The organism is Paenibacillus sp. cl130, assembly GCF_900116035.1.
Classification (GTDB): domain Bacteria; phylum Bacillota; class Bacilli; order Paenibacillales; family Paenibacillaceae; genus Paenibacillus; species Paenibacillus polymyxa_B.
This window is the reverse complement of the sequence record NZ_FOYG01000002.1, coordinates 507,486-523,876: the sequence shown is the minus strand read 5'-3', so window position 1 is coordinate 523,876 and position 16,391 is coordinate 507,486. Positions and strand designations below refer to the sequence as shown.

9 protein-coding genes are annotated in these 16,391 nt (G+C 44.2%); all 9 read left to right on the top strand.

Annotated elements, in window-relative coordinates:
* Positions 1-157: 157 nt before the first annotated feature.
* Positions 158-835, top strand: coding sequence for an MBL fold metallo-hydrolase (locus BM358_RS08570; protein ID WP_028540507.1), 678 nt, complete (start codon positions 158-160; stop codon positions 833-835).
* Positions 836-1,331: 496 nt separating this feature from the next.
* Complete coding sequence (loaP, locus tag BM358_RS08565) at positions 1,332-1,853, top strand: antiterminator LoaP (protein WP_023989394.1); 522 nt, start codon at positions 1,332-1,334, stop codon at positions 1,851-1,853.
* A 141-nt stretch (positions 1,854-1,994) separates the two neighbouring features.
* A complete protein-coding gene (locus BM358_RS08560; RefSeq protein WP_028540508.1) occupies positions 1,995-2,747 on the top strand; it encodes a 4'-phosphopantetheinyl transferase family protein in 753 nt (250 codons plus the stop codon).
* 49 nt (positions 2,748-2,796) lie between these two features.
* On the top strand, positions 2,797-3,036 hold the full coding sequence (locus BM358_RS08555; protein ID WP_013310983.1) for an acyl carrier protein: 240 nt from the start codon (positions 2,797-2,799) through the stop codon (positions 3,034-3,036).
* Positions 3,033-4,271 (top strand): beta-ketoacyl synthase N-terminal-like domain-containing protein, encoded by a 1,239-nt coding sequence (locus BM358_RS08550; protein WP_028540509.1) that lies wholly within the window; start codon positions 3,033-3,035, stop codon positions 4,269-4,271. The genes BM358_RS08555 and BM358_RS08550 overlap by 4 nt, the downstream gene beginning before the upstream one ends.
* 15 nt (positions 4,272-4,286) lie before the next feature.
* Positions 4,287-5,549 carry a hydroxymethylglutaryl-CoA synthase family protein gene (locus tag BM358_RS08545; RefSeq protein WP_023989391.1) on the top strand — a complete coding sequence of 421 codons (1,263 nt, stop codon included), beginning with the start codon at positions 4,287-4,289 and terminating at the stop codon, positions 5,547-5,549.
* A complete protein-coding gene (locus BM358_RS08540; RefSeq protein ID WP_023989390.1) occupies positions 5,546-6,307 on the top strand; it encodes an enoyl-CoA hydratase/isomerase in 762 nt (253 codons plus the stop codon). The genes BM358_RS08545 and BM358_RS08540 overlap by 4 nt, the downstream gene beginning before the upstream one ends.
* A gap of 45 nt (positions 6,308-6,352) precedes the next feature.
* Entirely contained in the window at positions 6,353-7,102 is a 750-nt protein-coding gene (locus BM358_RS08535) for a polyketide synthase (protein ID WP_028540510.1), read from the top strand.
* A 221-nt stretch (positions 7,103-7,323) separates the two neighbouring features.
* Positions 7,324-16,391: non-ribosomal peptide synthetase (locus BM358_RS08530; protein WP_091002011.1), on the top strand; the 9,068-nt coding region annotated here is incomplete at its 3' end.

Here is a 16,391-nt window from a genome sequence, read left to right as displayed (position 1 = left end):
CTTTCTATTGCATCAATTGTTATAATCATAGGACAATGAAATTAGGCCTTTATAATTAAATAGTAAGTATTTCTAAAAAATGAAGGGGCCCAAAACCTTAAATCAGAATGTTATTGTTTTTAATTAACCATTGGGAAGGTGGTTCGGTGAAGCTGATATGAATCTGACTTTTCATATGGAACAGTTAAGAGTCTGTTTTATGAATTTCATCAATTATGTATATTTTGTAATGGATGAGAAAACAAGAGACATAGCTATTGTTGACCCATCATGGGATTTATTAAAGGTAGAGTCCTATCTTCAACATTTGAATGGCGATCTCAAAGCGATACTATTAACTCACTCACATTGGGATCATATTAATTTGGTAAATCCACTCCTGGAAAAATATAACCCGCAGGTATTCATGTCAACAAACGAAATCGATTTTTATCATTTTAGATGTAGAAATTTACATTCAATTAAAGACAAGGATTCAATCCAGGTCGGTGAAACAGAAATCAAAAGCCTTTTGACTCCCGGACATACCGCGGGAAGTGTATGCTATCTTTTATCAGATCGCTTATTTACTGGGGATACAATATTCATTGAAGGTTGTGGCTTTTGTGACCCAAATGGAGGAAATCCAATAGAATTATATAATAGTGTTCAAAAAATAAAGCGAGAAATTGATGACTTTATTCAAATTTATCCTGCTCATTCATTTGGTAAAGCGCCTGGTTTTACACTCAATCACCTCATGGATGAAAATATTTATTTTCAATTTACGAGTAAGGAATCTTTTATTAAATTTAGAATGCGTCCGAACCAAAAGGGCCTGTTCGATTTCAAATGAGTCTGTATTGTGGCCCAGTTCTAATGGTGAGAGAAAATCTTGAATATAAAAAATAATACATAACGATCTATCATTTGTCTGTGCCCCAGATGCTCAAGTTAACTAGAGTAAAACACTCGGATCAGTTCTTTTATAAGCCGCCAGAAACGTTGAAGCTGTATTCGAAAGATAATAATGACTTCAAATTTAGCATTTTCAGAAAGGTTTGCGAATCCAATCATGAACTTGGCCGTTTCCAATCAACTGTGAATTGACAGGGTTTGAGTAGAGGATTATAATGGAAAAACATTATTCCAATTATATGATTATATGAAAAATAAAGGAACTTTTCTGTGGTTAATCGCTGGCGGGTCACGTTAACCATCAAAGAGGGATATATCGTGAGAGATTGTAGCTTATCAAGTAGGATAAGTGAAAGGGCGAAGCTATGTATATGGGTAGTAGTAGACATTATAGGAGATGATTTGGCAGTACGTTTTTATAGGAGATGAGTTAAGTGAGCTGGTACGTGTTTTTTGTGCGAACGGGTAGGGAAGAACAGGTCAAGCAGCTTATTAATGAGTGGTTGGATTCTGAAGTCTACAAACCCTTTATACCACTCCAAGAAAGACTCTTTAAAGTAGCAGGAATAGTAAAGAAAGAATGGGCTCCTTTGTTCCCAAGCTATGTATTTATTGAGTCGAATTTACCTGACTTGCAGTTCGTAACCAGTACAAATTCAATGATTTGCACTTCTAGTGATATCATTCGTTTATTGAGATACTCGAAGTTTGAAGCTTCAATGAGAGATTCGGAGAAACAAATGTTAGAAAGTCTATGCAATGATAGCTATTGTATAGAATCATCAACTGGAATTATTGAAGGAGACAATATATGTATCCTAGATGGCCCACTTAAAGGAAGGGGGAGTATAGTTAAGAAAATAGATAGACATAAACGACAAGCGGTCATTCAGTTAGAATTTATGGGTGATATCAGGTTAGTGAGAGTAGCTTTGGAAATTATAAGTAAGGTTTAAAGTGGAGAACTCGTGACGAGTTCATACTCCATGAGGAAGCTTTCAGAACCCTTAAGGGATTTGAAGGCCTTTTTTGATTTGGACTGCTAAGTTAGTAGTTTACTAGGGGGGATATGCGTAGCCTCGTATGCAGAACAACTAATGTTGAAGCGGGAAGATGCCGTGATGAAGGCGGCCGTCAGTTTTGTCCATGCAGATTATAACGCAGACGCTCCCCTTGATCGAGAAGTCTTTCATTCGGATGAGTGTAGTTACTTCGAGAGTTTGGTATTCCATCGGCGGAAATCCAACTTTGTGCTTGGCAGGCTAAGTGCCAAACAAGCAGTTTCGGTGCTGTTAAGCGAGCCAGACCTGCGCAACGTAAGTGTGGAGTCAGGTGTCTTCGGCCAGCCCATGCTTCGAATCAATGGTGTCCACAGCTATCAGGTGAGCATTGCCCACTGCGACTATATCGGAGCGGCTGTTGTTTTTCCCGAAGCACATCCCATGGGCATTGATATTGAGAGGATTGATTCTAAGCGAAATAAGACAATTGAAAGCCAACTGACGGCGGAAGAAAAAGGAAGAATCTCTGTCGTGCGGGGAGTAGGGGAGTACTCAGCTTTATTGACGGTTTTTTGGACAGTGAAGGAGGCCCTGTCGAAAATATTGCGAACAGGTTTTACAACATCGCTGCATGTACTTGAAATGAATGAGACCAGGTTTGTGGATGGATGCTTCCAAAGTACATTTTCACATTTTCCACAATATGCTGCCCAGTCTTACCAGTTAGGTGACTATATCTGCACGATTGTAGCACCGAGGAAGACGGAATGGAGTATGAATACTTCTCGGCTTTATGAAAAATTCAATGCAAGTTTTCATCGAAATCCGTTTGTAGATCATGTTTACTGAACACCAGGTTTGTTGAGTTTTAAATCATTTATTTTTTAGGAGGATACCCATGCATAAGGAAGAAGTATTCGATATCGTTAAACGTTGTATTCGTGAAGTGCTTCCCGAATTACAAGATCACACGTTCGAGTATGGAGATCGATTGGTGGATTTGGGTGCAGATTCAGTAGATCGGGCTGAAATTGTAAACAAGACGATGGAAACATTATCTCTTAATATTCCGCGCGTCGAATTGTCTGGCGTGAAAAATATAGGGGAATTGACAGATGCACTTTATGCGAAATTATGAAAAATTATGAAAAACCTGAGTTAGTCGTTACGGGGATTGGCGTGACTTCGGCGATTGGGCAGGGGAAGGCTGCTTTTGCCTCAGCGTTGTTCAAAGGGCAGCATGCATTTGGCGTCATGCAACGCCCTGGCAGAAGAGGCGAAGCTTCAATTATAGGTGCGGAGCTGCCACCCTTGTCTTATCCGAATGCATTATCCAAACGAATGTTACGTACAGCATCATTTTCGGGGCAGGTGGCCATGGTAACCCTTCAAGAAGCCTGGGATGATGCTCAATTGGATAACGTTGATCCTAGCCGTATTGGACTGGTGGTTGGAGGCTCCAATTTTCAGCAACGGGAGCTATTTCAGACTTATGAGGCCTATCGGGACAAAATGTGCTTTGTACCGCCGACCTATGGGGTTTCCTTTATGGATACTGATTTGTGCGGACTATGTACCGAACAGTTCGGTATTCAGGGGTTAGCTTATACCGTCGGTGGTGCATCCGCGAGTGGACAAGTCGCAATCATTCAAGCAATTGAGGCCATTCAAGCAGATCGTGTTGATGTTTGCATTGCAATGGGGGCATTGATGGATATTTCGTATATGGAATGCCAGGCATTGCGATCCTTGGGAGCGATGGGAAGCGACCGATATGCCGATGAACCTGCAATGGCGTGTCGACCATTTGATCAGTCGCGGGACGGGTTCATCTATGGGGAATCTTGCGGGGTTGTAGTCATAGAACGGGCCGATTCTGCCGTGAGGCTTCGGGAGAAACCTTATGCCAAACTTGCAGGATGGGATATGGGAATGGATCGAAACCGGAATCCCAATCCCTCCTACGAAGGCGAAGCCCGAGTGATTAGAAGAGCTTTGGAGAAAGCAAAGCTGCTACCGGAAGAGATTGATTATATTAATCCCCATGGGACAGGCTCGGTCGTTGGAGACGAGATAGAAATAAAGGCATTACAGGATTGTAAATTGTCACATGCCTATATCAATGCAACTAAATCCATTATCGGTCACGGCTTGAGCGCGGCAGGAACTGTTGAAATTATTGCTACTCTTTTACAAATGTCGGAGTCGAGACTTCACCCTACCCGTAATTTGGAGGAGCCTATCCAATTGGACTGCAATTGGGTGAAGAATGAGTCCGTACCAGCAATTATTCACAATACTATGAATCTGAGCATGGGGTTTGGTGGAATCAATACTGCCATTTGTATGCAAAAATGTGAGTCGCGTATTTGAGAGAGGGGGACGATTATGGTTGTCGTGGGAATTGAGGCAATGAACGTTTTTGGTGGCTCTGCCTATCTGGATGTTATGCAATTAGCCCAACACAGGCAATTGGATCCTGCAAGGTTCGAAAATTTATTAATGAAAGAAAAGGCGGTTGCCCTACCTTACGAAGATCCAGTTACCTTTGGAGTAAATGCGGCAAAACCGCTGGTGGACGCTCTTTCAGAAGCGGAAAAAAACCGAATCGAAATGCTTATCACCTGTACGGAATCAGGTATTGATTTTGGGAAATCAATCAGTACATATATTCACCACTATTTGGGGTTGAATCGGAATTGCAGATTATTCGAGCTCAAGCAAGCCTGCTATTCCGGTACTGCTGGACTCCAAATGGCGGTGAATTTTATTCTTTCTCAGGTCTCGCCAGGAGCAAAAGCGCTTGTAATTGCCAGTGATATTTCACGATTTATTGCTGCTGAAGGCGGGGATGTCTTGAGTGAGGATTGGTCTTATGCTGAGCCAAGTGGAGGCGCAGGGGCCGTGGCAATGCTCATTAGTGAAAATCCTCATGTTTTTCAAATCGATGCAGGCGCTAATGGATATTACGGCTATGAGGTGATGGATACTTGCCGGCCGATTCCAGATAGCGAGGCTGGGGATGCAGATTTGTCTTTAATGTCCTATCTGGACTGTTGCGAGCAAGCGTTTTTGGAATACCAAAAACGGGTGCAAGGAGTGGATTATAAAGATACCTTTCAGTATCTTGCCTTTCATACTCCTTTTGGCGGAATGGTAAAAGGAGCGCATCGCACGATGATGCGAAGGTTGACTAAATCCAAACCAAATGAGATTGAGGCAGATTATTTACAACGTGTTAAGCCCGGATTGGCGTATTGCCAACGAGTCGGTAATATTATGGGGGCGACTTTGTACCTCTCCTTGGCAGGTACGATTGATCAGGGTACATTCGATGCTCCAAAGCGAATCGGCTGTTTTTCCTACGGGTCAGGCTGCTGCTCTGAATTTTATAGCGGGGTTGTTATGCCGCAAAGCCAGGAACATCTGCGGCGTTTTGAAATTGAGCGTAATTTGAATGATCGCTATCAGTTAACTATGGATGAATATGAATCCCTGCTAAAAGGCAGTGGCGCTGTACGGTTTGGAACCCGCAACGCCAAGCTGGATTTTCAATTGATTCCGGGGGTGATAGCTTCCGGGAAAGGGAGACAGCGGTTGTATTTGGAAGAAATCTATGAATTCCACCGTAAATACAGGTGGGAATCATGAGTTATCAAACGATTCAGGTTCGGTTTCAAGAATCGATTTGTTATATTCGCTTTTACCGACCGGAGGCAAATAATACGATTAATAATACCCTCATCGAGGAGTGCTTGCATGTACTTGCACTGTGTGAGGAGTCAGTTACGATCGTAGTTTTGGAAGGTTTGCCGGAGGTGTTCTGTTTTGGCGCGGATTTTGAGGGAATGCGTGAAAAAGTGGAAAGTGGACAAGAACATGCAATGAGTCCAGAGCCTATGTATGATCTGTGGTTAAAATTAGCAACTGGGCCCTATATCACGATTTCTCATGTGCGAGGAAAAGCAAACGCTGGTGGCGTCGGATTTATTGCTGCCAGCGATATTGTGATAGCCGACGAGACGGCACAGTTCAGCTTGTCAGAATTGCTATTCGGACTTTTCCCTGCTTGCGTTCTACCATTTTTAGTCCGCAGGATTGGATTCCAAAAAGCGCATTATTTAACACTAATGACGCAGCTCGTTTCGGTTCAACAGGCCCATGTATGGGGGTTGGTTGATGCGTACGATGCTCAGAGTGAGATGGTGCTACGCAAGCATTTATTACGCCTCAGACGATTGAGCAAGCATGGGATTTTACGCTACAAGCGCTTTATGGATGAACTCAACGATTTGCGTCAGTGTAAACCACTAGCGTTGGCGTCCAATCAAGAGGTGTTTTCAGACGCTCAAAATCTTAAGGGCATTTTCCGATACGTTGAAACGGGGCAATTTCCGTGGATGGACTGATGGTCTACGCCACAAGATGGGGATGTAGGAGGGAAGAAGATCATAATGTCACAATCCGTGGTTGAATTACTTGAAATCGAACGAGGTATTATTCAAGTGAAAATGCAAGATAGAGTTCATAAAAATACATTTACGCTTGAAATGACCCATGGACTAAGACAAGCGTTCAAGACGATCCAAGAAGATTCAACCTGCAAAGTCGTAATTCTAACAGGATACGATAATTACTTTGCCACGGGTGGGACGCAAGAGGGACTGTTGGCTTTACATGAAGGAATCTCGAAGTTTACCGATGAAAATATATACTCACTTGCATTGGGCTGTAAAGTTCCAGTGATAGCTGCTATGCAGGGACATGCGGTGGGCGGAGGCTTTGTAATGGGGCTATTTTCTGACTTTGTAGTCCTAAGCAGGGAAAGTGTGTACACGACTAATTTTATGAGATACGGATTCACACCGGGAATGGGTGCCACGTATATTATTCCTAAAAAACTAGGGTTCAGCTTGGGAGAAGAGTTATTGTTAAATGGGGGCAATTATCGAGGTGTTGAACTGGAAAAACGGGGAGTTCCATTTCCGACCCTGCCCCGCAAAGAAGTGATGGGCTATGCAATGGATCTTGCCCGGCAGCTAGCCGAGAAACCCAGATTTTCTTTAATCACGCTAAAGGATCATTTGGTTGCTCCACTCCGGGAACAGCTTCCCAAAATCGTAGAACAAGAGCTTATCATGCATGAGAAGACCTTTCATCAAGCGGAGGTTAAAGAACGAATTATCAACTTGTTTGGAAAATAACTAAATAGAGATTCGTTGAACGCCTTTGCGGTTGTTCATGCGAACCAGCAACGAGTGTGAAAGAGGCATATAGCCTTCCTCATCACTCGTTTTTTCTTTGATATATTTTAGCAGGCAACTCCTGGCAATGCTTCAAACGTGAATAATAGCTCAAAATGGACAGGGTGATAAGCCTTTAGCTCATGTTATATAAACTTTGTGTTTTGAGGAGTTGGTGGAGAATGATGCGAAAACATGACCAAACATGGAACCTTGATATTCCGATCGCTTCTTTTATTGAAACTTGCCGGAAATTTCCTGAAAAAGAGTTATTTACGTTTGAGAAAGAAGGCCAGAGTCCTCAAATTCTTTCCGGAAATACGCTTCTACATCAAATACAGGCTTTGGGCAATATCCTATTGAAAGAACTGGCTGAGCAGGAACGGGCACTTCTTGTATTTCCTCAGGGTCTGGAATATATCAGCAGCATGCTGGCATGTTTTTATGCAAATATCGTGGCCATACCTACACCTATTACAGATTCGGAGCCGGATGAAAAAATCTTTGAGAAGATGATGCCTATCTATAGGGATTCCCAAGCCGTATGTATCATAACCAATACGGACTTCAAAGCATTTCTCCAAACACGGAGGGAGTTTAATTCAATCCGTATCCTGAATATTGATGAAATCTTTCAAGAAGACACCGTTGACGTTGAGATAGAGATGAGAATGCCAGCGCCGCAGGATACTGCTCTTTTGATGTATACATCGGGCTCGACATCCTTGCCAAAAGGCGTAATCCTCAGTCACAGCTGTGTGATGAATCAGGCCAAGGCCGAGCAATGGAGAATTGACCGGAATAGTCGTGTCGTTTCCTGGACGCCGCAATTTCATGCTTTTGGACTGCATAACAATATTTTAGTCCCACTTTTAAACGGGGCGTCGAGCATTATTCTCCCGCCAGAAAGCTTCGCTAAAAATCCGGAAAATTGGATTCATATGATTGACAAGTATCAGGCTACCCATACGGCAGCGCCAAATTTTGCGTTCGATTATTGCTGCTCCACACTGGACATAGCTTCAATTAAGCAATATTCACTTCGCCATCTCCAAGCGATTATATGTGCAGGTGAGCCCATCCGGAAGGAAACTTACGAGAACTTCATCCATAAATTCCGGGAATTAGGGCTACAAGAGGATATATTTTGTCCCCTCCTTGGCTTATCGGAGCTGTGCCCTGTCGCCAGTATAAAACCAGGTCAGTCGATGAGATTCCTTAACTTGGATATCCCTAGCTTGGAGCAACGAAGAGTCCAATACACGGATGAAAAGAATAAATCGAAGTCCGTAGTGAGCTGTGGGGAGATTGAAGATCCGACGCAAATACGAATTGTTCATCCTGAAAGGCATACACAATGCTTACCGGAGGAAGTCGGCGAGATTTGGATTAAATCCGCACGGATGGCAGAGGGATATTTAAACAGGAAGGAAGAAACGAATAGCACTTTTGAGGTAGCCCTTTCAGATACAAAAGAAGGCGGCTTTTTTCGTTCCGGGGACCTTGGCTTTATTGCGGATAATCATATCTATGTCATCGGTAGAGAGAAGGAAGTCATCATTATTCGCGGCAAAAACCATCATCCCGTCGATATTGAATGGACCATCCAAAAAAATATGCCAGAGTTGACCTTGCCCATCGCTGTATTTTCCTCTGAAATCAATGGTCAGGAAAAAGTAATCGTCGTACAGGAAATTGAAGCGCCCCTTCATGAGCAGGAATATAAACGTCTGGTCGAAAACATACTGAATGCCGTATCCAATACGCATCAACTTGAAATTTACGATATCTATTTGCTGCTTAAGGGAAGTATACCCAAAACGGGAAGTGGGAAAATCCAAAGAAAGATCTGCCGCAATGCTTATATCAAACAAGAGCTTCAAGCACTTTATCAATATCGGAGTGCGTTCTCACTATCACATTCGAATATGGAAGAAACCGCCGCAGAAAACCATGACAGTACCATAAATGCCGTTTCATTGGTTCAATCGAAGATTCAGGAGTATATAGTGCAATTTTTGTGTTGGGAACTGAATCTCAAGCACGAGGAAATGAATTTGAATACAAATCTTCATGGTTATGGCATCGATTCTATTCTTGTCATGAAGCTTATACGCGGCCTTGAGAAGTCCTATCCGATCAAGGTCAAAGCAAGAGAAATTTTAGAGAACCCGACGATTCAACTATTATCGGCATATTTAGCCCAAAAGGTGGAAGAAGATAAATCCACTGTACAGGTCAATACTGAGAAAAATTCGCTCAGTTTCCGAAGGAATCCGCTTTCTGAAGTTCAGAAAGGGTTGTGGCTATTACATAAAATGTCCCCTGAGATGAATGCTTACAATATACCAATATGCCTCCGGTTTAATACGAAGATTGAGATTGAGAGCATTAAACGGGCTTTTCACATCGTTTTAGAACAGTATCCTATTTTAAAAAGTGTGATTGAAGAGGAAAATGGGATACCTTATCAAAAGCTGCAGCCCACGCAGTCGCTTCATGTGCAAGTGGAGGATATTTCAGCCTTGGAAGCAGATGAGATTATTCCATTTATTAGGGATAAAGCGAAGCAACCATTCGTGCTGGAACAGGATCCTTTGATGCGTATTTATGTTATGTCCAGATCTGAACAGGAACATTTCATACTGGTTCTCATCCACCATATTATTTTTGATGGAAGTTCTTTCGGCATGTTTACACAAAGCTTTTTAGATGCCTATAAAAACGTGGTACAGGGAAAGACATCGACAGTGTTTCCACCCGCAGCGAGCTACGGCGATTTTGTTAAATGGGAGCAAACGATGTTAGCGAGTGCAGAAGGGGAGAAGTATCGTTCCTACTGGACACAACAGCTGTCAGGTGCTTTACCGACCCTGGAGCTGCCATATGACCGCTCTGTTTTTCCGGCTCAAAGCATGGAAGCACAAACATATTCCAAGCCGCTTCCGCTTAAATGGGTCAAACGGGTAAAGTCTTTTGCCCAAGCGCAATATACGAGCTTGTCTACAGTCTTGTTAGGTATGTATACGGTATTGCTTAACCAGTATTCGGGACAGGAAGATATCATTGTTGGAATGCCAGTTATGGTGCGCCCGGAGCAGCGTTTTGATAATTTAATCGGCTATTTTGTCAATATGCTTCCAATCCGGAGTCAGATATCGGAAACAGAGACATTCCTGGATTTCATGAAAAAATTGCAGCTGACAGTAGTCGATGGAATGGATCATGCCTCGTATCCTTTTCCGGCTCTGGTCCGAGAATTGAATGTGCCGCGGAAGCAGACGAGCTCACCTGTTTTCCAAGCAGCCTTTTCTTATCAAAACTTCCTTCCAACTTCAAGCTTTCAGCAGCTTTGCAAGCCATATAAAGATATCTTTTTCGTCGAATTGGTTGAAGAAATTCACCAGGAAGGCGAATACGAGTTGGTATTGGAACTGCAAGAGCAGGAAGAGGAAATGATATTAAATATTAAATATCGCTCCAATTTGTTCGATCATTCAACCATCATACAGATGGCAGAGCGTTATATAGAATTAGCGGAAGCACTTATGGAGAATCCCGCTTGGCCCTTGGAGGAGCATTCCTTACTCTTACCAGAGGAAAAGGACATCATCCTTAATGACTGGAATGCTACCGGAACAAGTTATCCTGATAAGTGCTTCCCTGAATTATTCGCAAAACAGGCAAGAAAAACACCTGAAGCTATTGCAGTTGTATATGAAAAGGAATCGCTTACCTATGGGGAACTAAAAGAAAAGAGCACTTTACTGGCCTTATATTTGCAGAAACATGGGGTAACTCCTGATACTCTTGTGGGGATTTGCATGGAACGTTCTTTAGATATGGTGATTGGGCTGTTAGGAATCCTGATGGCCGGTGGAGCCTACGTACCGCTCGATCCGGAATATCCGGAGGACCGATTGGAGTATATGCTTCAGGATTCCAATGTTTCACTGGTTATTACGCAATCGGGGTTGTTGGAGAAAGTATCACGCTTGGAAGGGAACAACGTTAGCTGTATTGTCCTTGATAAAGACTGGGATCATCTGAAAAGTGATGTGAAGGGTAGAAAGACAATCAAACGGGAAGTGCAACCTCACCATTTGGCATATGTGATATATACCTCTGGAAGTACAGGGAAACCCAAGGGGGTCATGATTTCACATAAAGCGTTGACCAACTTTCTTATTTCCATGGGAGAGCAGCCCGGTTTAACAGAGCAGGACAAACTACTTGCGGTGACAACGTATTGCTTTGATATAGCGGGACTGGAATTATATCTGCCTTTGATTAAGGGGGCTCAATGCTATATTTGCAGCTCCAAAAACATAAAGGATGCCGAAAGACTTAAGCGGGAAATTCAAAGAATAAAACCGACAATCATGCAAGCTACTCCTGTGACTTGGACTCTGCTCTTTCAAGCCGGCTGGAAGAACGAAGAGAACATGAAAGTTCTCTGCGGAGGGGAAGCCCTTTCGGAAACGTTGAAATCTTATTTTGTTCATAACAGCTGTGACGCATGGAATATGTTCGGTCCGACTGAAACCACAATTTGGTCTACAATTCAAAAGATCGACGCAGATAAGCCTATTTCGATCGGTAAGCCTATCGCAAACACCCAGATTTACATTTTGGACAAACATCTTAGACCTGTGCCTGTCGGTCTTCCGGGAGAGCTTTTTATTTCGGGCAGCGGATTGGCCAGAGGCTATTGGAACCAGCCAGAGCTTACGGCTGAAAAGTTCATAGACAACCCATTCAATCCGGAAACCAAGCTCTACAGAACTGGAGATTTATGCAGGTGGCTTTCGGACGGCTCTATTGAGTATGTGGGACGGATGGATTATCAAGTGAAAATTCGCGGGTTTCGGATCGAGCTGAGTGAAGTTGAAGGTCAGGTCAGAACATATCCAGGAATCGATGATTGTGTCGTGATTGCCAAGGAACAGGAGGGAAATAAGCAGCTTATTGCCTACTGTTTGCTGAACAATTCCGAGTCCGGTAAGCCTCCTCTTGATCCGAAGGAAGTGCGAAACTATTTAAAAACTTTCTTGCCTTTTTATATGATACCAGCATTTTTTATAGAGCTAGATAAGCTGCCTTTGACCCCTAATGGGAAAATAGATCGAAAAGAATTAATGAATCGCAGGATCGAGTTAGCAACAACAAGAAAGATCCATTTACCACAATCAGATGTTGAACATCAGGTTCTAGCGGTGTGGAAAAAACTTCTGAATGTTGATGATCTAAGTACAGATGATGCTTTCTTTGACGTAGGCGGGAATTCTTTTTCAGCAGCAGAGATGATCGGAAGGGTCAAGGAATTGTTGGAATGCGATATTTCGGTGACAGCATTGTTCAAGTATCCGACAGTTAAGGAACTCAGTGCCTACATTACAGAAACAAGAAGCGAGAATGTTGATTCTCAAACGGAACAATCACATACACCGGAACAAACAGATACAGCTGAAAATACAGCCTTACCGAAAATGGTTTCAGGCGAAGATGACCTCAAGCCACCCTACCCAGATTACTTTGAGGATAGTCTCGCAATTATAGGGATTTCATGTCATTTTCCAGGGGCCAAAAACCATGCCGAGTTTTGGAGCAATTTGAGGGCAGGGGTGGAGAGTGTCCGCTTCTTTTCCGAGGAAGAATTGGTTGGATTAGGGCTGGAAAAAGAAATCGTCGGGAATCGAGGCTATGTTCCCGGACGATGCACGATTGAAGGAAAAGAGTATTTCGACCCTGAGTTTTTCAGCTTATCACAGAAAAATGCAGAGTTTATGGATCCTCAAATGAAATTGCTGTTGCAGCATTCATGGAAAGCCGTTGAGGATGCTGGCTATATTAGCAAAGAAATTCCTGAAACCAGTGTGTATATGTCGGCAAGCAGCAGTTTCTATCAAGCATTTATTCCAAATTTGGCGTCGCAATCACCTAATGTCCTGAAGAACGCGGATGAATATGTAACCTGGATTTTAGCACAGGGTGGGACAATTCCTACCATGATCTCTCATAAATTGGGATTTAAAGGTCCGAGTCTGTTTGTGCACTCGAACTGCTCTTCCTCATTAGTCGGATTGCGTCTGGCTTCGCAAAGCCTGTTATCCGGTGAAGCCAAATACGCTTTAGTCGGAGCATCCACGATCTTTCCTTTCACCAGTTTAGGCTATGTGCATCAACCCGGCTTGAATTTTTCCAGTGACGGACATATTAAAGCCTTTGACGAGTCGGCAGATGGAATGATTGGCGGAGAAGGGGTTGGGGTTGTTCTACTGAAGAAAGCCCCAGATGCCATTAGAGACGGTGACCATATTTATGCGCTTTTACGGGGAGTAGGTGTGAACAACGATGGAACCGACAAATTAGGGTTTTATGCCCCAAGTGTCAAAGGTCAGGCTGAGGTTATTCAGAAGACGATAGAATCAACCCGAATTCATCCCGAATCCATCAGTTATATCGAGACGCATGGAACTGGAACCAAATTGGGCGATCCTGTTGAATTTGCCGCCTTAAATGAAACGTACAGGCAGTATACAACCAAAAAACAATTTTGCGGTATTGGATCGGTCAAAACCAATATCGGGCATCTGGATACTGCAGCAGGTTTGGCGGGGTGCATTAAAGTTGCTTTAAGCTTATACCATAATGAGATTCCTCCTTCACTTAATTACGAAAAACCGAATTCTGATATCAATTTTCCTGATTCACCCTTTTATGTTGTTGATAGTCTCCAAAAATGGGAGAAGGCGTCGGCTCCTCATCGGGCGGCGTTAAGCTCCTTTGGAATAGGCGGAACTAACGCTCATGCGATTTTCGAACAATTTGTAGTCAATGCTGAATCAGAACGATTTAAAGATAGTTCTGTGAACAAAGAAGCTGTATATCTGATTCCATTATCTGCAAGGAATCATCATCGTCTTAAAGTGTATGCACAAGAGCTTTCAGATTTTTTGATAGCTTCTGAAGACATTAATTTGTCGGATGTATCCTTTACGCTTCAGACAGGACGAATGGCAATGAAAAACCGGGTAGCTTTTATCGTAAAGAATACGAGCGAGCTGGTACAAAAGCTCCAATCGTTCACGAATGAACAAGAATCTATCGAGAATTGCTGGAGGGGAGAAAACAATCAGTCAAAAGATTCAGTGCAATTATTTGAACAGGAAGAAGTTTTCAAGGAATTAATGAGCAAATGGATTGCAAATCGTGAAATGAACAAGCTGGCAGAGTTGTGGACCAAAGGCTTCTATTTAGATTGGCGATTGCTATATTCCAATGTCATACCGAAAAGAATAAGTCTACCTACGTATCCTTTTGCTCAGGAGCGCTGTTGGGCTCCTGAGGTTGAGGCCGGAGCAGTAAGAACCGAAACAGTGGATGCGCCTGCGATTAGCCGTACACTGCTATTTGAGCCTGCCTGGAAGGAGCAGGACGTACCACTGGAAGCCGAAGCCCCTGACTATGATTGGCGAATGGTCTTGCTTTGTGAGCCGGAAGAAGCTTTGCACGAGCGACTCGAAGCGAGCTTGAATGGAGCTGCGCAGGTGCTTGCCTTTCAATCCGGAAAAGGTCGGGTCGATGAGCGGTTCCAGGCCTATGCTGTTCAGGCCTTTGAGAGCATCCAAAGTATGCTCAAAGACAAGCCGAAGGGAAGAGTATTGGTCCAAATTGTGGTGCGGAACGCCGGGGAAGGACGGCTCTTTTCGGGACTTTCGGGACTGTTGAAGACAGCCCGTCTGGAAAACCCGAAATTCATCGGGCAGCTGATCGAAGTGGATCAGGGAGAACAGGCGGAAGGTATCCTGGCGAAGCTGGAGGACAACAGTCGAAGCCCGATGGATGGCTGGATTCGCTATGAGGAAGGTCAACGGAAAACCGCTTTTTGGAGCAGGCTCGAAACATCTGGGCAAAAAGAGGAGCTTCTATGGAGAGATGGTGGGGTCTATCTGATCACTGGCGGCTCCGGCAGTCTGGGGCTACTGATTGCAGAAGAGATTTCCCGGCAGACGCGAGCAGCGACCTTCATTTTGACGGGGCGGTCGTCGCTGGACCAAGACAAGCAGACGAGGCTGCAGGAGCTGGAGGCTTCAGGGGCCAGCGTGGTGTACAGGCAAGGCGATATCACCGATAGGAAGACGGTTATCGATTTACTGAACAGCATCGAGCAGGAATATGGGCGTGTCCATGGGATCATCCACTGTGCAGGGGTGATTCAAGATAACTTCATCATCAAGAAAACAAGGGAAGAATTTATAGAAGTGCTGGGACCGAAGGTGAGCGGACTGGTCCATCTGGATGAGGCAAGCAGTGGCCAGAACCTGGACTTCTTTGTGCTCTTTTCTTCCATATCGGGTAGCCTGGGCAATCCGGGACAGGCTGATTATGCGACCGCTAATGCCTTTATGGATGCATACGCCGAATACCGGAACGCACTGGTAGGGGCCAAGCAACGGCGGGGACAGACGTTATCTATCCGCTGGCCGCTGTGGAAAGAGGGCGGAATGCGGATCGATGCGGATTCGGAACAGATCATGACGCAAAACATGGGTATTACAGCCATGCAGACCTGGTCGGGAATGAGGGCGTTGTACCAAAGCTTGGCCTCCGGCAAGGAGCAGGTGATGGTCATGGAAGGGGAACCCGAGAAGATCGAGACCTACCTGACGAAAGCCTTCTCACAGGCCGGTGTCCGTGCCATCCAGGCAGCTGTACCTAACCAGGCAAGCGTACCTATGCTGGATGCAGGCTTGCTCTACGACAAAATCTTGCATTGTCTCAAGGTGCTGTTTGGAGAGGTGACTCGGCTGAGCGTCAGCAGCATTGAAACCAATGAACCGCTGGAAACCTATGGAATCGACTCGATCATGATTACCCAGCTCAATGCCAAGCTGGCGGGCTTCTTTGGAGAACTGTCCCAGACGCTGTTTTATGAGTACCAAACCTTGCGTGCTTTGACGGAATATTTTGTGGCGGAATACCCACAGGAGTGTATGCAGTGGGCCGGGATGAGCCATGACATGCAGCCTGTAGAGGAAATACTTGCGGCACCGCTGTACGCCGAGGAAGAGGCCGTGCCGGCTGAGACAAAGGCGGCAGCGAAGCCTGTCCGAAGCTTGGCCGGGTCTGCTCCTGCGGAAATGCGTGAACCAATAGCGATCATTGGGATGGCTGGAAAGTATCCCTGGTCCAGGGACATGAACGAATATTGGGAAAATCTAAAAGCAGGGAAGGACTGTGTCACCGA